Genomic DNA, 21,224 nt, shown 5'->3' with positions numbered 1-21,224 from the left:
CGCAAACGCCAAGCCGAGGGACGAACCACAAAGGAGATCCGCCGGTGCGTGAAACGCTACCTCGCCCGGCGGATCTACCGAACCCTCAACGCCCCAAACCCCGGCCCTTGCCACACTTGACAACCATAGAAGGATCCCCGCGTTGCTTTAACCTGAGGTATGGACGTCGTCGTCATCGAAACACCCCAGTTGGGGGACCGGAGCTACCTGGTGCATGACGGCCGTGTGGCCTTGGTGATCGACCCCCAGCGGGACACCGATCGGATAGAGACGGCGGCGAGGGAAGCCGGTGTCCGGATCACCCATGTGGCCGAAACCCACCTGCACAACGACTACGTCACCGGCGGATTGTTGCTCGCCGAGGCACATGGCGCCGCTTACCTGGTCAATGCTGATGACCATGTGGAGTTCACACGTGTTCCCGTCACAGACGGACAGGTGCTTCACGTCGGCCAGCTCACTGTGACGGTGGTTGCCACGCCTGGCCACACGCACACACACCTCTCGTACGTGGTCCGGGATGACGTGCACGACGACGGCCCTGAGGCTGTGTTTTCCGGCGGCAGCTTGCTCTACGGTTCAGTCGGGAGAACGGACCTCGTCTCGCCCCACGACACTGCGAAGTTGGCCCACGATCAGTATTCATCGGTCCGGCGACTGGTGGATCTGGCGCAACCCGAGGCATTTCTCTATCCAACACACGGCTTCGGTTCCTTTTGCTCCGTGGGGCCCTCCAGCAAGGTGAATGCCTCAACCATTGGCGAGCAAGCCGCAGCCAACCATGCCCTTACTGATCCCAACGAGGACCATTTTGTGGCCGAGTTGTTGGAGAACATCACGGCCTACCCGGCTTACTACGCGCACATGAGCCCCCTCAACGCCGGCGGCCCCGGTGCAGCGAACTTGCAGGTGCCTGATTCCGTGGACGCCGGGGAGCTGAGCCGGCGCCTGGAGGCGGGGGAGTGGGTGGTGGATCTGCGGCACAGAGTGGCCTTCGCAGACAGCCACCTCCAAGGCAGCGTGAGCTTCGAATACGGGCGAGGTGATAATTTCACCAGCTATCTCGGTTGGGTGATCCCATGGAATCAACCCCTTACCTTGATGGGCCCGCTGGATGAGGTGGAGAAGGCGATCCGCGATCTGGCGAGGATTGGCATCGATAGACCGGATGCCGCCGTCGGGCCTGAGTCGGGTGATTCGGATATCGGCGCCTTGGCGCCGGACACTCCCCAAGTGAGCTACGAGCACGGGGACTGGGCTGCACTCCTCAAAGACCGGGAGCCTGGGGACGTGGTGCTGGACGTTCGCCGCCCGGAGGAATACAAGGCCTCGCACGTCAAAGGAGCACTCAATGTTCCGGTCTACGAGTTGCTCGGCAGGATCACCGAGCTGCCGGACGCCAGGATCTGGGTGCACTGCGCCACGGGATACCGGGCGAGTGTCGCAGCGAGTCTCCTGGACCGGGCGGGACGGGACGTTGTCCTGATCAACGCGAAGTTCAGGGACGCGGATGGGGTGGGAATCGAGACTGAGCCTTAAATCGGGACCGTGCCTAAGACGTTGCAGGCCCGCTATTTCGTGGTCGGCCCGCTATTTCGTGGTTGGGCAACAACGGATAAGCGGGCTGGCAACGGACTAAGGCCGAGCTAACGAGGGGTTTTGTCTGCGCAGAAATCCAGGTTCCGGTAGACGCTCTGGACGGCGGCGTCGGGATCGTGTGCTTCCAGGGCATCCACTAGTTCGTCGTGGCCCTCGCGGGGGATGCCGTTGAAGCCTTCCTTGCGTTGCTGCCGGAGGAGATCGTTGTGGAAGACGCCGCCGAAGGAGACGTAGAGCTGATGCAGCAGCGGATTTCCGGATGCGAGGGCAACCCGTTCATGGAATTCCCAATCGGCCCGGGCCCAGTTGGGGTAGTCCTCGGACTCCCACGCGTCATGGCGCAGGGCCAGGAGGCGGCGCATCTCAGCCAGGTCTTCGACAGTGGCGTGCTTTGTGGCGAGGCGGGCCGCCTGAGTGTCCAAGCCAAGCCGCACTTCCACGATGTGTTCCTGGGTGTGCTCCAAGTACATACGCTGGGCTGCACCGGACATCTCACTGTTGGCACGCACGTATGTGCCGTCACCCCGGCGGACTTCGAGCATGCCCGAGTGCGCCAATGCCTTGATGGCCTCGCGGAGGGTTCCCCGCGAAACGCCCAGGCTTGCCATGAGTTCAGGCTCTGCCGGGATGCGCTCCTGGAGCGGCCATTCGCCTGATTTGATCATGTCCCGCAGCTTGGCGGTGATCTCCTCGGCGAGGGCCGGGCGATGCGAAGGGGTAAGGGTCATGCTGTCCTCGGTCCGGTCTTGGTGGCAGTGCGCTTGCTCGTGAGCATGTGGCAGGTAACCATGAGCGCCACCGCCACGATGGACAGCAAGCTCAGGGGCAGCGCCCAGCCGCCCGTTGCGCTGTGGAGCAGCCCCATGCCAAAGGGGCCAATTGCCGCAATCAAGTATCCCAGCGATTGGGCGATCGTGGAGAGCGCGGTGGTTTCCGCCGTCGACCGGCCGCTGCGGCTGATGATTACCAGGACCAGCGGGAAGATGCCCAAACCAAACCCAAAGAGCACGGCGGAAACGAATGCCAAGGAGGTCGGCAACCAGATCATGGCGGCAATGGCAACCAGGGTGGAGCTGCTTGCGAGGTAGAGGGCAGGCCGCAGCATTCCGGGCCGGGAACCGAAGGCGAGCAGGATCATGCCGGCGGCCACGGAGACCAGCTGCATGATGCCAAACTGCAGCCCGCTTTCGGAGGCACTGAGGCCTTGGGACGTGAGGATGTAAGCGAACCAGCTCATCACGGCATAGGCGAGGAAAGCCTGGAACGTAAAGATGGCGGTGATCAGGATGCCCAGGCGGGTACGGAGCAGGGGCCACATGGATACACGCGGACGGTCCGTCTTGGTGGAATTCCGGTGCGAGTGCAGGACCACCGGCAGGAAGCCGAGCAGCGCTGCGACACCCAGGATGCCCCAGGCGGCAAGACCCATCGATGGCGAACCGAGCTGCTGCGCCAAGGGAACGCTCACTGCCGCTGCGAAGGTAGCGCCACCGGACATCGTGAAGGTGTAGAGGCCGGTCATCATGGAGGTGCGGTCCGCATAGTGCTCGCGAATGAACGACGGCATGGCCACGTTGCAGACGGCAAGTCCGGACATCGCCAGGACCGTTCCGCCGAGGAGCGCACTGGTGGCCGGGACGCCGCGCACCAGCAAACCTCCAGCGAGCAGGGCCAAGGCGATGGCGATAGCTTTCTCGACACCCACGCGGCGGGTCAGCCACGAGGTCCCCATCCCTGCAACCGCGAAGCACAGCAGCGGAATCGAGGGCAGGATTGAGGCCACCAAGGCCCCGTAACCCAGTACCTGCTGCAGCTCGTGGAAGAGCGCCGCTGCGCTGGTGATTCCGGCGCGAAGGTTCAGTCCGATGAGCACCACAGCAATGATGCCGACGACGGCGACGACGCGCGTCTTGGGAACTGCCTGGCGTTGGTTTGCTGCCGTAGAAGCAGTGGCAATCGTAGGGATGTTTCCGGTGGTGGGGGTAAGAGGGGTCGTCGCAGCCATATCTAAAGGTTAGACGTTTGACGTCTAATGTCTACACTTTTGTGGCGAACCTCTCTGGGCGAACCTCTCTGTACGAGCTCGCGGATGGCCTACCGCGGGTTGCGCGAACCCAGCCGCTGCACCGCCAGGGCGAGCCAAAGCTGCACACGATCCTGGGTTTGCGATGGGTCGTAGCCCGTCAGTTCGGTGATCTGGGCCAACCGGTACCGCACGGTGTTTCGGTGCAGGGTCAGGGCTTCGGCGACGGCGGCGACGGAGCCATTGTGATTTAGGTAGCTCTCCAGTGTGGCTACCAGTTCAGAGCCGTGGGCGGCGTCGAACTTCCTTAGCGGAGTGAGGGATTCGCTGGCCATGTCGGCCAACGGAACGTCCTCGCTGGCGAGCAAAAGAGACGTAAGGCTCAGGCGCTCCGGCTCGTTGACCGGCAAGCCGTGCGCCACGGCGTCGCGCGCTTCAAAGTAGCTCCAACGCAGGCCGTTTGGCTTCGTATAGGCGCCGCCGATTCCGATCACGGCGTGGATTCCGGCCTCTTGCAAGTGGTCGCTCAGGCTCTTGGCCAAGGACGTGGCGGAGCTGCCGTCGTCGGTGATGACGGTGACCAGATCCTTCCCTACGACGGCGCTAACGCCGGCTTCCAGCGCCTGGGGCAGCGAGATGCTCACCAGTTGCTTGTGGTGTGCCGTGGACTCCGCCACGAGCACCACGTTCTTCCTGGTGCTGTTGATTCCAACGCCTGCCAAACGGCGGGCGGCCTCTATGGTTTCCAAAGTGCCGTGGATGACGTCGTCCAGAACCTGCCCGGCCATGGCGCGCTGGGCCTGGCGCTGCTTGACCATATTGTTCAGCTCAACACTGATGAGGTTCTGCGCGTAGCTGACGATCCCCGAGTCCACGAATGGCTGCCGCAACCACAGCGTGCAGGCGTCCCTGCGGCCGGTGGGAATCGGGTACGAAGCCCAGCCGTCCGCCGTCGGGGCCGGTTTTCCGGGAACGCTGTTGTAGAGCTGCGCGCTGAACTGGGTGAGCACAACATCAGTGCGCAGCATGCTGCCCAACTGTTTCAGGAGCTCGCCCAGGCCGCCGCCAGTAAGGAGCGATCTGGCCAGGATCTGGTGCCCGGCCAGAAGCCGTTCCAGGTTTGAGTAGTGGTCAGCTGAGTGTGACTCGGCAACGAGCTTTCCGATCGCGATAAAGGGAATCTCGTACGGCACTTCAACCAGGGGCAAACCCCAACGGTTGGCTTCGGCGATGAGCGCCTCCGGAACGGACTCGTGGGTGAGGCCGATGCCGAAGCCGATGCCCACTGCACCTGCCCGCTGGACCTGCCGGACGAATCGGCGTTGGTCGGCGGCGCTCTTCAGGCGCAGGCCAGTGGTGAGGACCAATTCCCCGCCGCTGAGGAAGCGTTGTGGATCCTCCAGCTCCGTCACGGCCACCCAACTGATGTCCTGGTTCCAGGTTGTTTCTGCGCTACCTGTTTTACGGAGCTTCAAGGATGGGACAGCGACGAGCGAGGAGAGGGACATTGCCATGGTTACAAGCGTAACCCGGCGCTGGTCAAGCGCACTAAGGAGGGTATGCCGGTGTGTGCAGCTGACTATTCCTTGGACCCCTTCGCTGGCATAGGCTCTGATCAGCTAAAACCCATGCCCCAGACACCGAAAGAGGGTTGCACACCGTGGTTCAAACCTTGCAGAACTTCATCAACGGCGAATTCGTTACGCCGGCAGGTACGGGTCTCCTGGACATCGTGAACCCCACCAACGGGGAGATCGTTGCCAAGTCGCCGATTTCGGTGCAGGCCGATGTTGACGCCGCCATGACTGCAGCCAGCGAAGCCTTCAAGACGTGGAAGCACGTTACGCCGGGCCAACGCCAGCTCATGCTGCTCAAGCTCGCCGACGCCGTGGAGGCCAACAGCGACGAACTCGTTGACGCCCAGCACCGCAACACCGGTCAGGTCCGGTCCCTGATCGCTTCCGAGGAAGTTGCCGCAGGTGCTGACCAGCTCCGCTTCTTCGCCGGTGCAGCACGCATCATGGAAGGCAAGTCCGCCGGGGAGTACTTTGAGGGCCACACCTCCTATGTTCGCCGCGAACCGATCGGCGTCGTAGCCCAGGTTGCCCCGTGGAACTACCCGTTCCTGATGGCAATCTGGAAGATCGGCCCCGCCCTTGCAGCCGGCAACACCGTTGTTCTCAAGCCCTCGGACACCACACCGGAATCCACCTTGGTCCTGGCGCGCCTCGCCGGCGAGATCTTCCCGGCCGGCGTGCTCAACGTTGTCCTCGGCACCGGCGAAACCGGCGCGATGATGGTTGACCACAAGGTTCCCGGCCTGGTGTCCATCACCGGTTCGGTTCGCGCCGGCATCGCGGTCGCCAGCGGCGCAGCCAAGGGCCTCAAGCGTGCCCACCTGGAACTGGGCGGCAAGGCTCCGGCCATTGTCTTCAAGGACGCCGACATCAAGAAGAGTGCAGCGGCCATCGCCGAGTTCGCCTTCTTCAACGCGGGCCAGGACTGCACGGCCATCACCCGCGTGTTGGTGGAAGACTCCGTCCACGATGATGTTGTGGCAGCAATGGTGGAGCACACCAAGACCCTGCACACCGGTTCGCAGAACGACGAAGAAAACTACTTCGGCCCGCTGAACAACGTGAACCACTTCAACGCCGTCACCTCGGTGGTGGAGCACCTGCCGGCCAACTGCAAGATCGAGACCGGTGGCCACCGCGCAGGCGAGAAGGGCTTCTTCTTCGAGCCCACCATCATCTCCGGCGCCAAGCAGACCGATGACATCGTGCAGAAGGAAACCTTCGGTCCGGTCATCACCGTCCAGAAGTTCAGCACGGAAGCCGAAGCGCTCGAGTTGGCCAACGACGTCGAATACGCTCTGGCATCCAGCGTCTGGACCACCGACCACGGCACGGCCATGCGCATGAGCCGCGACCTGGACTTCGGTGCCGTCTGGATCAACACCCACATCCTCCTGACGGCAGAGATGCCCCACGGCGGCTTCAAGCAGTCCGGCTACGGCAAGGACCTCTCCATGTACGGCGTTGAGGATTACACGCGCATCAAGCACGTGATGTCTGCACTCGATGCATAACGCGTTCGCGTAACCCGTACGAATTTCCCAGAAAGGCAACCACCCCATGACCACTACCGCGAACGAACTCTCGTACCGCATCGAGCAGAAGCGCAACATCAACGGCGCCTTCCCCGGCCCCAAGTCGCAGGCACTGGCCGAGCGTCGCGCCGCCGTCGTTGCTGCCGGCGTCGCCTCCGGTGTTCCTGTTTACGTTGAAGACGCCGACGGCGGCATCATCCGCGACGTTGACGGCAACTCCTTCATCGACCTCGGCTCCGGCATCGCCGTGACCAGCGTCGGCGCGTCCGATCCCGCCGTCGTCGCCGCTGTCCAGGAAGCTGCTGCGCACTTCACGCACACCTGCTTCATGGTGACCCCGTACGAGGGTTACGTAGCTGTGGCCGAGCAGCTCAACCGCCTCACCCCGGGCGATCACGCCAAGCGCACCGTGCTGTTCAACTCCGGCGCTGAAGCCGTGGAGAACGCTGTCAAGGTTGCACGCCTGGCAACCGGCCGCGACGCAGTGGTTGCTTTCGACCACGCTTACCACGGCCGCACCAACCTGACCATGGCACTCACCGCCAAGGCCATGCCGTACAAGACCAACTTCGGCCCGTTCGCGCCCGAGGTCTACCGCATGCCCATGAGCTACCCGTTCCGTGAAGAGAACCCGGAGATCACCGGTGCTGAGGCTGCCAAGCGCGCCATCACCATGATCGAGAAGCAGATCGGTGGCGACCAGGTCGCCGCGATCATCATCGAGCCCATCCAGGGCGAGGGTGGCTTCATCGTCCCGGCCGAAGGTTTCCTCCCGGCACTGTCCGCATGGGCCAAGGAAAAGGGCATCGTCTTCATCGCCGACGAGGTCCAGTCCGGTTTCTGCCGCACGGGCGAATGGTTCGCCGTTGACCACGAAGGTGTTGTCCCGGACATCATCACCATGGCCAAGGGCATCGCCGGCGGCCTCCCGCTGTCCGCCATCACAGGCCGCGCAGACCTGCTCGACGCCGTACACCCGGGCGGCCTCGGTGGCACCTACGGTGGCAACCCGGTGGCTTGCGCAGCTGCACTCGCTGCCATCGACACCATGGAACAGCACGACCTCAACGGCCGTGCCCGCCACATCGAAGAGCTCGCCGTGGGCAAGCTCCGCGAATTGGCCAGTGAAGTTTCCGTCATTGGCGACGTCCGCGGCCGTGGCGCAATGCTGGCCATCGAGCTCGTCCAGTCCGGTTCCAAGGAACCCAACGCTGAGCTCACCAAGGCCGTTGCTGCCGCCTGCCTCCAGGAAGGCGTCATCATCCTGACCTGTGGCACGTACGGCAACGTGATCCGCCTGCTTCCGCCGCTCGTGATCAGCGATGAGCTCCTCATCGACGGCCTCGAGGTCCTCGCTGCAGCCATCAAGGCCAACGCGTAGTCTTCTGGCTAGATCCAAGGAGGGCCGGGGTTTCCCCGGCCCTCCTTGTGCATTAACGGGCGGCGCGCCGGCGTTCGCCGGTGCCCCGCCGACTACGCCGGAGCGCGTCCCATTCGCCGGAGCTGTCCGGCGTTCTGGCACTGTTCCCGCGTCCTCGCGTGGATCAGCCGAACGCACGACGGCGGTGCGCGTCCCGTTCGCGGGAGCACGTCCAGTTCGCTGGAAGTTTCCATACGTTCTGGCACTGTTCCCGCGTTCTCGCGTGGATCAGCCGAACGCACGACGGCGGTTCAGCCGGGCTACGCTCCCGCAGCGGCCGCGATCCGGGCCTTCTTCTTCAGCGACGAGTTCTTCTTCGCTGTGCGCAGCATGTCCACTGTGAGCACCAGCAGGGCGAGCCACACCACGCAGAATCCGATCCAGCGGGCCGTGGTCATGGCCTCGTTGAAGACGGCCAGCGCCACGATGAACTGGAGAATCGGTGCGAAATATTGGAGAAGACCGATGGTGGTCATGGGCAGGCGACGGGCCGAGGCGCCGAAGAAGAGCAGCGGCACTGCGGTGATGACGCCGGATGCCAGGAGCAACCAGAAATGCCCAGGCCCAAGGGCGGTGAGTGTTGCGACGCCGCTCGCGCCCAGGACAATCATGGTGGCGCCTGCCAAGGGGGCGAGGACCACTGTTTCCACGGAGAGGCTGGTGAGCGCATCAACCTTGGGCCCAACGCGCTTCTTAACGAACCCGTAGAGGCCGAAGCTGAAGGCCAGGATTAGCGCGATCCAGGGAAGCTGGCCGTAGGAAAAGGTCAGGACGCCCACTGCGATGAAGCCGATGCCCACTGCCGCCCATTGGAGTGGCCGCAACTTCTCCTTCAGCACGAATACGCCGAGCAGGACCGACACCAACGGGTTGATGAAGTATCCAAGGGAAGTTTCAACGGCGTGTCCTGTGGTGACGCCGAAAGTGTAGGTCAGCCAGTTGACGGCTATCAGTCCGGCTGCCAAGGCCAACGGCCCAAAGACTGAGCGGTCCTTCACGGCTGCGCCAAAGACCCGCCATGCCCGCGTGACCGTGATCAGCAACGCACAGAAGATCAGCGACCAAACGACGCGGTTGGCAACAATTTCGATGGCCCCCGCCGGTTGAAGCGCGAGGAAGTACAGCGGAAGCAGTCCCCACAAACTGTAAGCGCCAATGCCAAAGAGGATTCCCGCCGTCGACTCGCTCCAGACCGGCTTTCGCCCGCGGGTCCCGCCGCCAGAGGTCCCGCCGCGCGTGCTCCCGCCAGAGGCATGAAGTTCACTGCTGGACGCACTCGCAGTCGCGGGCTGGTTGGAAGTGGACGAGTTTGCGGTGATCTGCTCGGGTGTCGACACAATGTCGCCAACACCAAAAGGGGTCGCAATATTCCGAAATGTTGGCACCAATCACCTGTTTTCGTGTGACTCCCGCTATATAGGACGCCGGGTGCAGGGTGGACATCTAGAATTGGAATCTGCGCGCCCCAACAACGGCGTGGCTTACTGCTTCGGAAGGGCTTACGGTGTCCAACTCAGCCGCCACCACCCCCAAACGTCCGCTTCGCGTCGCCATCGTTGGCGCCGGTCCCGCCGGCGTGTACGCCGCCGACATCTTGACCAAGTCCAACGAGGTCAAGGACGGGGACGTGGAGGTCAGCATCGATCTCTTTGAGGCGTACCCTGCGCCCTATGGGCTGATCCGTTACGGTGTGGCGCCGGATCATCCCCGCATCAAGGGCATCGTCAACGCCCTGCACAAGGTGTTGGACCGCGGCGACATCCGCTTCCTTGGCAACGTGACCTACGGCCGGGATCTGACGCTTCACGATTTCCGAGCTTTCTATGACGCCGTGATCTTCTCCACTGGTGCCATCAAGGACGCGGACCTCAACATCCCCGGCATCGGGTTGGACGGTTCCTTCGGCGGAGCCGATTTTGTTTCGTGGTACGACGGACACCCGGACGTTCCCCGCGATTGGCCATTGGATGCCAAGGAGATTGCGGTCATCGGCAATGGCAACGTTGCCCTTGATGTGGCTCGCATGCTGGTCAAGCACCCCGAGGAACTGCTGGTTACCGAGATCCCGGAAAATGTGTACGAGGGGTTGAAGATATCACCCGTTACCGACGTCCACGTGTTTGGACGCCGCGGTCCCGCACAGGTGAAGTTCACCCCGCTGGAATTGCGGGAGCTGTCCCACTGCAATGACGTAGACATTGTGCTGTACCCGGAGGACTTCGAGTTTGATGAAGCCTCCGATGAGGCAATCCGCACCAATAACCAGATCAAGACCATGGTCAACACTATGACCAACTGGCTGGTGGAGGAACACGCGGAATCCGAGCAGCCATCCTCGCGACGTCTGCACTTGCACTTCCTGCACAGCCCGGTGGAAATCCTGGACTCGCCGGAAACTCCCGGCAAAGTTTCCGGCATCAAGTTCGAGCGAATGCAGCTGGACGGAACCGGCAACGTCAAGGGCACCGGTGAATTCGTGGAGTACCCGGTGCAGTCCGTCTACCGCGCGATCGGCTACCACGGCTCGCCGCTTGAGGAGCTTCCGTACGATGCCCGACGCGGTGTCATACCGAACGACGGCGGTCGCGTCCTGGATGCCGACGGCAAGCCCGTGCCGGGAATCTATGCGACCGGCTGGATCAAGCGTGGACCTGTAGGCCTGATCGGTCATACCAAGGGCGATGCACTGGAAACCATCGGCTGCCTCCTGGAAGACCGGCTCACGTTGCCTCCAGCAGAGAACCCGGATCCGCAGGCCATCATCGATCTCCTCGAGGAACGCGGCATCGAATACACCACCTGGGAGGGGTGGAACCGGCTGGATGCGCACGAGGCTGCCCTCGGTGCCGCATGGTCCAAGTCGGAGTCCGAATCCGGCAACGGCAATGGCGTGATCAGGGAACGCATCAAGGTAGTCCCGCGCGAGGAAATGATCCAGATCTCCCGCGGCTAGCCCCGCGTTTGTGTACAGCCAACGCCCTCAACAGGCTTCGCAAAGGCGTCAGCTGTACACAAACTGCATTCCTGGAACTAGACTTTCGGGTACTGTGCCGCCAGCACATACGCAGCGCACTGTCATTGCGGATTACCGGGGAGTTCGATGAGGAATCCAATCCATCCGCCTGTTCCAGGCAGCGAAGCCGGGAGGCTGGTGCAGAAGCGCGCCCTGGCCGCTCATGAAAACCTGGATATGCTGCGGGCCGGGACTCCTGAGGAAATCTCCGGCCTCCGGCGCTTGGTGCGCGAATCCTGGCAGCGTTCGGCCAGCCTGCAGGCCAATCCTGATGTCCCCGAAGCGCCGCTCGCGATGGACCGCGACGAACTGGAGGACTACCGCCGCCAACACCCGCTGGCTGCGATCATGCCCGTCATCAGGAAGTTGCTGGTCCAGCCCAGCCATGACAGTGGGCTGCTCGTGGCGGTGGGGGACGATGTCGGGCGGCTTTTGTGGGTGGATGGCGATCCCGTCATGCAGCGCAGGGCCGAGGGAATGATGTTCGTTGCGGGCGCCGATTGGTCCGAGGCCTCAGTGGGTACAAGCGCTCCTGGGACGGCGCTGGCCTTGGATAGGAGCATCCAGATTTCCGGTGCCGAGCACTTCAAGAGATCAGTTCACCCCTGGAGTTGTACCGCCGTTCCCTTCCATGATCCGGATTCCGGTGCCGTGCTGGGCGTCGTGGACATCACTGGAACGGAGACTGCGGTGGCCCCGCACACAGTATCTCTGGTGGAAGCAACCGTTGCGGCCGCGCAGGCGCAGTTGCGCATCGAACGCCTCCAGCTCGCCGCCGCTGCCCGGGACAAACCACGACGCCGGAGTTCAGCTTCCGCTGCCAGCCGCACTCTGTACCGGAATAGCCTGCAGTCGTTGGGCCGCGATCAGGCCCTTCTCAGCATTGATGGCCGGACCGTTTCCCTGTCCGCCCGGCACAGCGAAATCCTGGCTATCCTCTGCAGTCAGCCGACCGGCCTCAGTGCGGATGACCTCTGCGCCCAGCTATACCCAGGAGACGGCTCGGCTGTGACGTTGCGGGCCGAAATGGTGCGCCTGCGCAAGGTTCTCCATGAACTCAGCCCCGAGGCAGTTCCCGAATCGAGGCCCTACCGCTTGCCTGTCGAGTTGCTTCCCGATTCCGGCCAGGTGCTCAGTTGCTTGCAGCGCGGTGCGCATCGGATTGCGTTGGAGATCTATAAAGGCGCCGTCCTGCCGCGCTCGGAGGCGCCCGGCGTCGTGCAGTTGCGTGAGCGGGTTTCGCATCTGTTGCGGGAAGCACTGCTCAGTGATGGCAGCGTCGATTCGCTCCTGAAGTACGCTGAGCTGCCCGAGGCGAAGTACGACGTCGAACTCCGCCTTGACGTCCTGAAGCTGCTGCCGCCGCGCTCACCCAAGCGGGCCGCCGTCGTGGCTGACCTTGAGCGGATCGAGACGGAACTGACGGCCTGAACCACGCGCCTGAACCACCTCGCGTGAGCTGAATCACACGGTTGCAACGTAGCTGCAACCTGCCCGCTCCTAGGCTCGAATCAATGGCGACAGCCACCGTGATTCGCAGCAAAGGAGCTAGCAATGACCGTTTATGCACAGCCGGGTACCGAGGGTTCGAAGGTCACCTTCAAGGACCGGTACGAGAACTGGATTGGCGGGGAATGGGTTGCTCCCGTCAAGGGCGCCTACTTCGAAAACATCACGCCCGTCACTGGCAAAGCTTTCTGCGAAGTTGCCCGCGGCACATCCGAGGACATCGAACTGGCCCTCGACGCCGCGCACAAGGTTGCGCCTTCCTGGGGCAAGACGTCAGCTACGGAACGCGCCGCGATTCTGAACAAGATCGCGGACCGCATCGACGAGAACGTAGAGTTGCTCGCGGTTGCCGAGACATGGGACAACGGCAAACCCGTCCGGGAGACACTCAACGCGGACATTCCCTTGGCTGCCGATCACTTCCGCTACTTCGCCTCGGCTGTCCGTGCCCAGGAGGGCCACCTTTCGCAGCTCGATGAGGACACCACCGCCTACCACTTCAAGGAACCGTTGGGCGTGGTGGGCCAGATCATCCCCTGGAACTTCCCCATCCTCATGGCTGTGTGGAAGCTGGCCCCCGCGCTTGCCGCAGGTAACGCCGTCGTGCTTAAGCCAGCCGAGCAGACGCCAACATCGATCCTGGTACTGATGGAATTGATCGGCGACCTGCTGCCCGCGGGTGTAGTGAACGTGGTCAATGGTTTCGGCGTGGAAGCCGGAAAGCCGCTGGCTTCCAGCCCCCGTATCCGCAAGATCGCCTTCACGGGCGAGACCACCACGGGCCGGCTTATCAGCCAGTACGCGTCCAACAACCTCATCCCGGTCACGCTGGAACTTGGCGGCAAGAGCCCCAACATTTTCTTCGACGACGTCGCAGCCCAGAACGACGCTTTCTACGACAAAGCACAGGAAGGCTTCACGCTTTTTGCCTTCAACCAGGGCGAGGTCTGCACCTGCCCCTCACGTGCCCTGGTTCAGGAGGGCATTTACGACTCCTTCATGGCTGACGTCGTAGCCCGCACCAACAAGATCATCCAGGGCAACCCTCTGGACACGGAAACCCAGATCGGTGCCCAGGCTTCCAACGACCAACTGGAGAAGATTCTCTCCTACATCGACATTGGAAAGCAGGAGGGCGCCAAGGTCCTCACTGGCGGCGCACGGGCAGAGCTTTCCGGTGACTTTGCCGGCGGCTACTACGTCCAGCCCACGATTTTCGAAGGCCACAACCGGATGCGGATCTTCCAGGAGGAGATCTTCGGCCCTGTGGTCTCAGTGACCAGGTTCAGCGACTACAACGACGCTATCGGCATCGCCAATGACACTTTGTATGGCCTGGGTGCCGGTGTTTGGTCGCGCAACGGAAATGTGGCTTACCGCGCAGGCCGGGAAATCCAGGCCGGCCGCGTGTGGGTCAACAACTACCACGCCTACCCGGCCGGTGCCGCCTTCGGTGGCTACAAGTCCTCAGGCATTGGCCGTGAAAACCACGCCATGATGCTGGACCACTACCAGCAGACCAAGAACCTGTTGGTCAGCTACAACGAGAACAAACTCGGCTTCTTCTAGGAGTTTGTGCACTCCCAACGCAACCTCGGCTCATTCGTATAGATCAAAGGAGATCGTCAATGTCCACAACCATGCAAGCAGCAGTAGTTACGGAGTTCGGAACCGACCTTAAGGTCATGGAGATGGAAAGGCCGACGCCGGGTCCCGGCCAAGCGCTGGTGCGCCTGATCACGTCGGGGGTATGTCATACCGACCTGCATGCGGCCGAAGGTGACTGGCCGGTCAAACCCACCCCTCCGTTCGTGCCCGGCCACGAGGGAGTGGGCGAAGTAGTGGCCCTCGGCGAAGGGGTGACGGACGTCGCCCTGGGGGACATTGTTGGCAACGCCTGGCTGTGGTCTGCCTGCGGAGATTGCCAGTACTGCCGCACTGGATGGGAAACGTTGTGCGAGTCCCAGCAGAACGGTGGCTACAGTGTGGACGGCTCGTTTGGCGAGTTCATGTTGGTGGATACGCGTTTTGCAGCCCGCATCCCGGAGGGCTCGGATCCCGTGGAGGTTGCTCCGGTTTTGTGCGCTGGAGTCACCGTCTACAAGGGCTTGAAGATGACCGAAGCCAGGCCTGGCCAGTGGGTCACCATCTCCGGAATCGGTGGATTGGGTCACATCGCCGTCCAGTATGCAGTGGCCATGGGACTTCGTGTGGCCGCCGTGGACATTGCCGATGACAAGCTGGCGTTGGCCAGGGAACATGGCGCTGAACTAACGGTCAACGCACTGCATGAGGATCCAGCAGAGGTCATCCAGCGCGAAACCGGCGGCTGCCACGGTGTCCTTGTGACGGCCGTGCACCCCTCTGCGTTCGGGCAAGCAATCGGAATGGCCCGCCGTGGCGGGACCATCGTCTTCAACGGGCTTCCTCCGGGTGACTTCCCGGCGCCGATTTTCGAGATCGTCCTTAAGGGACTCACTGTCCGGGGATCGATTGTGGGCACCCGCCAGGATCTTGAGGAAGCGCTCGAGTTCTATGCTCAAGGCAAGATCAAGCCAACGGTCTCCACCCGCGAGCTGTCCGAGGTCAACGCGGTCTTTGACGAGATGAAGCACGCCAAGATCGATGGCCGAGTGGTTCTGAAGTTCTGATGGACAACCCCGTGTTGGAAGCCGCGGTGACACTCTCCGGGGAGAACTTTTCCCGGGTGGCGCTCACCGCGGCCTCCGTCGAACTATTGCGGAAGCTCTGGGAGCAGCATGGGCCGCTCATGTTCCACCAATCGGGTGGGTGCTGCGACGGCTCCGCTCCCATGTGCTATCCGGCGGGGGAGTTCCTCACCGGTGATTCGGATGTCCTCCTGGGCCGGTTCGACCTCAGTGCAGACTTCGCAGCTGGAACTGGCCAGGAGCCAAAGCCTCTCGAGTTCTGGATGTCCAGGGAACAGTTCGCCTACTGGTCCCACACCCATCTCACTGTTGACGTGGTCCCAGGCCGAGGAAGCGGCTTCTCCGTCGAGTCCCCGGAGGGGAAGCGGTTCCTGATCCGCTCCACCATCATGGACTGGGATGTCCCAGGTGTTTAGTGGTGTGACGGGGGCTACTTGCTTCCGTCACACCAGTCACATCAGTAACGCGGAGTCGGGACCCGTCTCACTATCTGGGATAAATATGGCCGTCCACTGACCGGACACTATTCTTGATGAGTCCTATACCACCCCCATCCAGAATGTGGCATTTTTATGAACATTTTCAGGACCAAGTCGATCGAGCAGTCGATCGCCGACGCCGACGAGCCCGGGCGCAAGCTGAAGCGAAGCCTCAGTACCTGGGACCTGATGATTATGGGTGTCGCCGTCGCTGTCGGTGCCGGTATCTTCTCCGTTGGCGCCAAGGCTGCTGCAAACTTTGCCGGCCCGGCCGTCACCATCTCCTTTGCCATCGCAGCCGTCACGTGCGCCTTGGCCATCATGTGCTATGCCGAATTTGCCACGGCCATCCCCGTGGCAGGTTCGGCCTACGTGTTCACTTACGCCACCATGGGCGAGGTACTCGCGTGGATCATTGGATGGAACCTCATCCTTGAACTCTTTACTGCTGCCGCGGTGATCGCCAAGTACTGGGGCATCTACCTCAGCAAAGTCTTCGCCCTGATGGGCCTGGACATTCCGCCGTCGCTCAGCCTGGGCGGCGTTGACCTCTATTGGGGCGCCTTCCTCATTGTCGCGATCTTCACTGTGCTGCTGGTGCTGGGGACGAAGTTGTCCGCCCGCGTTGGCAACATCTTCACTTTGATCAAGATCGCAGTAGTGCTGTTCGTGATTGTTGTGGGCTTCAGCTACGTGAAATTCTCCAACTACACACCGTTCATTCCCGCCTCGGAGCCGACTACGGGCACAGGCGCCGCTGATGTCATGAAGCAGTCCTTCTTCGGCTTCCTGACCGGTGCTGCTCCTGCCCAGTACGGCACCTTGGGCATTTTCGCCGGTGCTGCCCTGGTGTTCTTCGCCTTCATTGGGTTTGACGTTGTTGCAACCTCCGCGGAAGAGGTCAAGAATCCGCAGAAGACACTGCCACGCGGTATCTTCGGCGGCCTGGCTGTGGTGACGTTGCTCTACATCCTGGTCTCCCTCGCGTTGACCGGCATGGTCTCCTACACCCAGCTGGCGGAGGAAAAGAACCCCACGCTGACCACAGCTTTCGAGGCCGTGGGCAACAACGACGCCGCCAAGGTCATTGCTTTTGGGTCCCTTGTGGGCCTGACCACGGTGATCATGGTGCTGCTCATGGGCCTTTCCCGTGTGGTGTTGGCCATGAGCCGCGACGGACTGCTGCCGCGGTCGCTGTCCAAGACCAGCGAGAAGCGCTCCACCCCTGCACGCCTGCAGATCATCTGTGGTGCAGCGGTTGCCCTGGTGGCCGGATTGACCAATGTGGATCTCCTCGAGGAAATGATCAACATTGGAACGCTGTCAGCCTTTGTGATGGTCAGTCTGGGCATCCTGGTGCTGCGCAAGAAGCGTCCGGACCTCAAGCCTGCGTTCCGGGTCCCGTTCGGCAAAGTCTTGCCCTGGGTGTCCGCGATCCTGTGCGTCTACCTCATGACCAACCTGGCGGTCGAAACCTGGATCTTCTTTGCGATCTGGCTGGTTATCGGCATGGTCATCTACTTCTCTTACGGACAGCGCCACTCGCGGCTCAACGAGAAGTTCGCCGCATCCAAGGCAGCCGTCAATGGCGGTTCTGCAACTACTGCGGTCAAGGGCGACGAGGACGAAGACTCCTTTACCAAGGTCTAAACCAATCCCAGCTGCCTGTCAGACAGCTGGCTCGAATTATCATCGGAAGCGCTCGGGAGAATCAATTCCCGGGCGCTTTTGGTGTACCCAGTCGCTTTTGGTGTTCCTGGGCCGTCAACCCACGGCACTGGGGACCGGACACCGTGAAAGGGACAGGGACTACGGCGCAGCGTGCTTCCCGACCCAGTCCACCATCGGCCTCAGCACTTCCCAGCGATCAGCGATCTCCTGTTTGGCTGACGGCGTGGAGAACCATTCCGGTTCACCAACCTCCACCCCAGCCGACAAGGACTTGTGCTTGAGGAGCTCGGCGCGTGGATGATCTTTATCGAAGCCCCGCGGAATGGTCTTGAGCATCTCGCCTTGGATGGCGAAACCCGCTGCGGCAACTGAGTCCACAATCTGCTGCAATTCCCCTCCACTTTCAGGAGCGTCCACAGCAGCGCGAAAGCGTGCCAATTGCGCGGGAGTATATGAATGGCAGCCGCCGCCGATCAACAGACCATCGGCGCTGACCTGGAGGTAGAACCCCAGGCCTTCCTGTGACGCTGCGAAGGCACCCTGGGCCGTTTTGTAGGGTGACTTGTCCTGGGAGAACCTGATGTCCCTGTTTGGCCGGAAGATCTTCGCCGGCCCGAACTCAGGCTCCAGCTCTGAAAGGAGGGCCACCAGCGGCTCCTTGACGGCGGCGTCGTAGATGTCTTTGTGCTCCAACCACCACTCGCGGTTGTTGTTCTCTTCCAGTTCTTCGTAGAAGCGGAAGGCTGCGGATGGAATTCCCTCGAATGTGCTCATGGAAGGATCCTATGGACCATGGCACCAGCGCAGCCAGAGCCCGGCCTGCCTATGTGGAAAAACAAAGAAGAACACCCCGCTGCGGAGATCCGCAACGGGGTGTTCGACGGTAATTCTTACCGATCCGGACGCTTAGAGCTTGTTGGCTGCTTCGGCGTCAGAGGAGGCCTGGCCTGCACCGAGGTTGGCGCGCAGCTTGGCGCCGAGTTCGGCGTCAACGTTGGTCCAGTACTGGATGGCGCGTTCCTTGATGTCGGCGCTCTTCACGCCGCCCACGGCACCGGTGATGGTGTCCAGAAGGCGGGCCTTGGCAGCGTCGTCGTAGACCTCGCGGTACAGGGTACCGGCCTGGCCGAAGTCGCTGTCCTCGGAGTGCAGGGTGTGCGCGGAGAGTGTGAGCTCGCCGTCGTTCTCCCAGCCCCCTGCCGGTGAAGTGGGCTCAACAGCAGCCGGGCCACCAACGGAGTTCGGTGCGTAGACCGGGGTGGTGGGGGCGTTGAACAGGTAACGTCCGGCGCCGTCCTGGCTGTAGTTGTTGACCTGGTTCTTGGGCTGGTTCACCGGGATCTGGGCGTGGTTGGTACCCACGCGGTAGCGGTGTGCATCGGCGTAGGAGAAGATGCGGGCCTGCAGCATCTTGTCCGGCGAGGCAGCGATGCCCGGTACGAAGTTCGACGGCGCGAAGGTGGCCTGCTCGATCTGCGYGAAGTAGTTCTCCGGGTTCTTGTTCAGCTCCATGGTGCCCACGTGGATCAGCGGGTAGTCCGCGTGCGGCCAGACCTTGGTGAGGTCGAACGGGTTGAAGCGGTACGTCTTGGCGTCCTCGTAGGGCATGACCTGGACGTGCAGTTCCCAGGAGGGGAAGTTGCCGGCTTCGATGTTCTCGGAGAGGTCGCGGATGTAGAAGTCTGCATCCGAGCCTGCCAGCTGCTCAGCCTGGTCGCCGGTGATGGTCTTGACGCCCTGGTTGGACTTGAAGTGGTACTTGACCCAGAAACGCTCACCAGCGGCGTTGATCCACTGGTAGGTGTGTGAGCCGTAGCCCTGCATTTCACGCCACGAAGCCGGCAGGCCACGGTCGCCCATGAGCCAGGTGACCTGGTGTGCGGATTCGGGGGAGAGGGTCCAGAAGTCCCACTGCATGTCAGCGTCACGCAGGTGGGTACCCGGAAGGCGCTTCTGGGAGTGGATGAAGTCCGGGAACTTGATGCCGTCGCGGATGAAGAACACCGGGGTGTTGTTGCCCACGAGGTCGTAGTTGCCCTCGGAGGTGTAGAACTTCACGGCGAAACCGCGGGGGTCGCGCCAAGTGTCAGGAGAACCATTCTCGCCGGCAACGGAGGAGAAACGGATCAGCATGTCCGTCTCGACGCCCGGCTGCAGGAACGCGGCCTTGGTGTAGGCCGAAACGTCCGAGGTGGTCTTGAAGGTACCGAAAGCGCCGCCACCCTTGGCGTGCACTACACGCTCCGGGACCCGCTCGCGGTTGAACTGCGCAAGCTTTTCCACCAGATAGTGGTCGGTCAGGATGATGGCACCGTCGGCGCCGACGGACTTGGAGTGCGCGTCGGAAGTAACGGGGGCACCTGACTGGGTTGTTGAAATAGCAGTCATTGTTCTCCTTGTTCTTATTTTTGAGTTACGGACGTTTGTTTGGGGAGCTGTTGTTTTGCCTGGCAATCCTGGCAGATGCCCTGATAGAGGACGTCTGCGATCTGGATGGTCATTGGCTTGGAATTTTCATCCCAGTGCGGTGTGAGGCACGGTGCGTGTCCCACGGCGCAGTCCACGTCTTCCACGCGGCCGCAACTGATGCAGACGGCGTGGTGGTGGTTATCGCCCACCCGGGTTTCGTAGAGCGCCGGGGAGTGCGGGGGTTCAAAGCGGCGCAGCATCTGCAAATCCGTGAGGTCGCTAAGCACAACGTAAACGGACTGCGCCGTCAGTTCAGGAAGCTCTTTGCGGGCGGCGGCAAGGATGCCTTCTGCCGGGGAGTGCGGATGGTGCTGGACCGCGGCCAGCACTGCCAGCCGCTGTTTGGTCACACGCCTGCCGTGGGCATGCAGGGCACTGGCCCATGCTTCCTGGTCGGCTGTGTGATCGGTCATGCACTCATTGAACCACTTATTTTGAGCAGTTCACAATAAGGCACGGCTAACTTCCGGCAAATTAAACAAATCCACCATCGGATTGTCTTGTTCCGCGGCAGATCGACCCACCGCGTGGATGCGGAGGGCTGAACCCGGCTTCCCGCCTTCGACAGCCACACAGCTGAAGCCCGTGAGTCCACTGGTCAGCGGCAGCGCATCCAAGGCGCTCCCCATGGCAACGAGTTCCCCGGGAAGGACACTGGAAATCGCAGCCGCCCCGCTGGCGGGCTCAATCACGCTGTGATGGCGGGCTGCGTCAACTGTCGCGACCAAGGGAACCAGGACAGGCATCGGGACGGGCACGACGCCGGACATGGCCACAGGCGCGGACCCCACCTTCCCGGTGGGTGCTTTGGGGATGCTGGCGGCACCAAGCCGCAGCGATTCCCGGATCCGCGCATCGACGATGTCCAGGCTGTCCTCAGGCTCGGGAACGCGATGGTGGGCCGGCAGCGCGAGTTGGCGTCCCGGCGTCGTGCTTTCCGCCTCCCAACGAGCGAAAAGGTGGAACGTGGGTGTGGAAGACTCAGCCACCGGCTCGCCGACAGCAGAACCCAGCGGGTGCCACCGGTGGGCGAACATCACGGCGAACCGCTTCGCATCAAGGACGTCGTCCAATGCTGCCCGGGCGAGGTTGTGGCAGAACAACCAGTCGGCCGCGGAGGATTCCGTAAATTCCATGGAGGGGTCCGAGAGGCGGATCAGTACGTGCCCGGCCGTCAAAGGGTGACGAGGCCTGGCAATTTCCCAGATGCCCGAGCGGAACAGCAATCGTCGCGACAAGACCATGTGGACTCCTCCCCCC

17 protein-coding genes are annotated in these 21,224 nt (G+C 62.2%); 9 read left to right on the top strand and 8 right to left on the bottom strand.

Features of this window, described 5'->3' with window-relative positions:
- Positions 1 to 159 precede the first annotated feature (159 nt).
- Positions 160 to 1,539 carry an MBL fold metallo-hydrolase gene (locus AB4Y87_RS23605; RefSeq protein WP_442006673.1) on the top strand — a complete coding sequence of 460 codons (1,380 nt, stop codon included), beginning with the start codon at positions 160 to 162 and terminating at the stop codon, positions 1,537 to 1,539.
- 107 nt (positions 1,540 to 1,646) lie between these two features.
- Here AB4Y87_RS23605 and AB4Y87_RS23600 read toward each other — a convergent pair whose 3' ends face one another.
- The 3 genes from AB4Y87_RS23600 to AB4Y87_RS23590 all read right to left on the bottom strand — a co-directional run bounded on the left by AB4Y87_RS23600 (position 1,647) and on the right by AB4Y87_RS23590 (position 5,136).
- On the bottom strand, positions 1,647 to 2,327 hold the full coding sequence (locus AB4Y87_RS23600) for a FadR/GntR family transcriptional regulator (protein ID WP_442006672.1): 681 nt from the start codon (positions 2,325 to 2,327) through the stop codon (positions 1,647 to 1,649).
- Complete coding sequence (locus AB4Y87_RS23595) at positions 2,324 to 3,604, bottom strand: MFS transporter (RefSeq protein WP_442006671.1); 1,281 nt, start codon at positions 3,602 to 3,604, stop codon at positions 2,324 to 2,326. Before AB4Y87_RS23595 ends, AB4Y87_RS23600 begins: the two co-directional genes overlap by 4 nt.
- 89 nt (positions 3,605 to 3,693) lie before the next feature.
- Positions 3,694 to 5,136: a PucR family transcriptional regulator gene (locus AB4Y87_RS23590; RefSeq protein WP_442006670.1), complete on the bottom strand. Its 1,443-nt coding sequence runs from the start codon at positions 5,134 to 5,136 to the stop codon at positions 3,694 to 3,696.
- Between the two features lie 146 nt (positions 5,137 to 5,282).
- Between AB4Y87_RS23590 and AB4Y87_RS23585 the strand changes: the two genes are divergently transcribed.
- Positions 5,283 to 6,713 carry a gamma-aminobutyraldehyde dehydrogenase gene (locus AB4Y87_RS23585; RefSeq protein WP_442006669.1) on the top strand — a complete coding sequence of 477 codons (1,431 nt, stop codon included), beginning with the start codon at positions 5,283 to 5,285 and terminating at the stop codon, positions 6,711 to 6,713.
- A gap of 46 nt (positions 6,714 to 6,759) precedes the next feature.
- Positions 6,760 to 8,115, top strand: a complete 1,356-nt coding sequence (gabT, locus tag AB4Y87_RS23580; RefSeq protein WP_442006668.1) for a 4-aminobutyrate--2-oxoglutarate transaminase — start codon at positions 6,760 to 6,762, stop codon at positions 8,113 to 8,115.
- Positions 8,116 to 8,414: 299 nt separating this feature from the next.
- Here the strand turns inward: gabT and rarD are convergent, their stop codons facing one another.
- The gene (gene rarD, locus AB4Y87_RS23575) at positions 8,415 to 9,491 is read right to left on the bottom strand and encodes an EamA family transporter RarD (RefSeq protein ID WP_442006667.1); all 1,077 of its coding nucleotides are present in this window, start codon (positions 9,489 to 9,491) and stop codon (positions 8,415 to 8,417) included.
- A gap of 167 nt (positions 9,492 to 9,658) precedes the next feature.
- Here rarD and AB4Y87_RS23570 point away from each other — a divergent pair, with 167 nt between their 5' ends.
- From AB4Y87_RS23570 to AB4Y87_RS23545, 6 genes are all read left to right on the top strand, one after another.
- Positions 9,659 to 11,107, top strand: coding sequence for an FAD-dependent oxidoreductase (locus tag AB4Y87_RS23570; protein WP_442006666.1), 1,449 nt, complete (start codon positions 9,659 to 9,661; stop codon positions 11,105 to 11,107).
- A gap of 147 nt (positions 11,108 to 11,254) precedes the next feature.
- Entirely contained in the window at positions 11,255 to 12,598 is a 1,344-nt protein-coding gene (locus tag AB4Y87_RS23565) for a GAF domain-containing protein (RefSeq protein WP_442006665.1), read from the top strand.
- 123 nt (positions 12,599 to 12,721) lie between these two features.
- Positions 12,722 to 14,245 carry an acetaldehyde dehydrogenase ExaC gene (exaC, locus tag AB4Y87_RS23560; protein ID WP_442006664.1) on the top strand — a complete coding sequence of 508 codons (1,524 nt, stop codon included), beginning with the start codon at positions 12,722 to 12,724 and terminating at the stop codon, positions 14,243 to 14,245.
- A 59-nt stretch (positions 14,246 to 14,304) separates the two neighbouring features.
- The gene (gene adhP, locus AB4Y87_RS23555) at positions 14,305 to 15,327 is read left to right on the top strand and encodes an alcohol dehydrogenase AdhP (RefSeq protein ID WP_442006663.1); all 1,023 of its coding nucleotides are present in this window, start codon (positions 14,305 to 14,307) and stop codon (positions 15,325 to 15,327) included.
- Positions 15,327 to 15,761 carry a DUF779 domain-containing protein gene (locus AB4Y87_RS23550; RefSeq protein WP_442006662.1) on the top strand — a complete coding sequence of 145 codons (435 nt, stop codon included), beginning with the start codon at positions 15,327 to 15,329 and terminating at the stop codon, positions 15,759 to 15,761. Before adhP ends, AB4Y87_RS23550 begins: the two co-directional genes overlap by 1 nt.
- A gap of 156 nt (positions 15,762 to 15,917) precedes the next feature.
- A complete protein-coding gene (locus AB4Y87_RS23545) occupies positions 15,918 to 17,474 on the top strand; it encodes an amino acid permease (RefSeq protein WP_442006661.1) in 1,557 nt (518 codons plus the stop codon).
- 159 nt (positions 17,475 to 17,633) lie between these two features.
- Here the strand turns inward: AB4Y87_RS23545 and AB4Y87_RS23540 are convergent, their stop codons facing one another.
- The 4 genes from AB4Y87_RS23540 to AB4Y87_RS23525 form a co-directional block, all read right to left on the bottom strand.
- Positions 17,634 to 18,269 (bottom strand): DUF2461 domain-containing protein, encoded by a 636-nt coding sequence (locus AB4Y87_RS23540; protein ID WP_442006660.1) that lies wholly within the window; start codon positions 18,267 to 18,269, stop codon positions 17,634 to 17,636.
- Positions 18,270 to 18,401: 132 nt separating this feature from the next.
- Positions 18,402 to 19,883, bottom strand: a complete 1,482-nt coding sequence (locus tag AB4Y87_RS23535; RefSeq protein WP_442006659.1) for a catalase — start codon at positions 19,881 to 19,883, stop codon at positions 18,402 to 18,404.
- 14 nt (positions 19,884 to 19,897) lie between these two features.
- Positions 19,898 to 20,377: a Fur family transcriptional regulator gene (locus AB4Y87_RS23530; protein WP_224088431.1), complete on the bottom strand. Its 480-nt coding sequence runs from the start codon at positions 20,375 to 20,377 to the stop codon at positions 19,898 to 19,900.
- A 30-nt stretch (positions 20,378 to 20,407) separates the two neighbouring features.
- Positions 20,408 to 21,208: a hypothetical protein gene (locus tag AB4Y87_RS23525; protein WP_442006658.1), complete on the bottom strand. Its 801-nt coding sequence runs from the start codon at positions 21,206 to 21,208 to the stop codon at positions 20,408 to 20,410.
- Positions 21,209 to 21,224: the final 16 nt, after the last annotated feature.

It is taken from the genome of Paenarthrobacter sp. RAF54_2, from assembly GCF_052113945.1.
GTDB lineage: Bacteria > Actinomycetota > Actinomycetes > Actinomycetales > Micrococcaceae > Arthrobacter.
The sequence above is the reverse complement of the archived record's forward strand: the minus strand, read 5'-3'. Positions and strand labels throughout refer to the sequence as shown.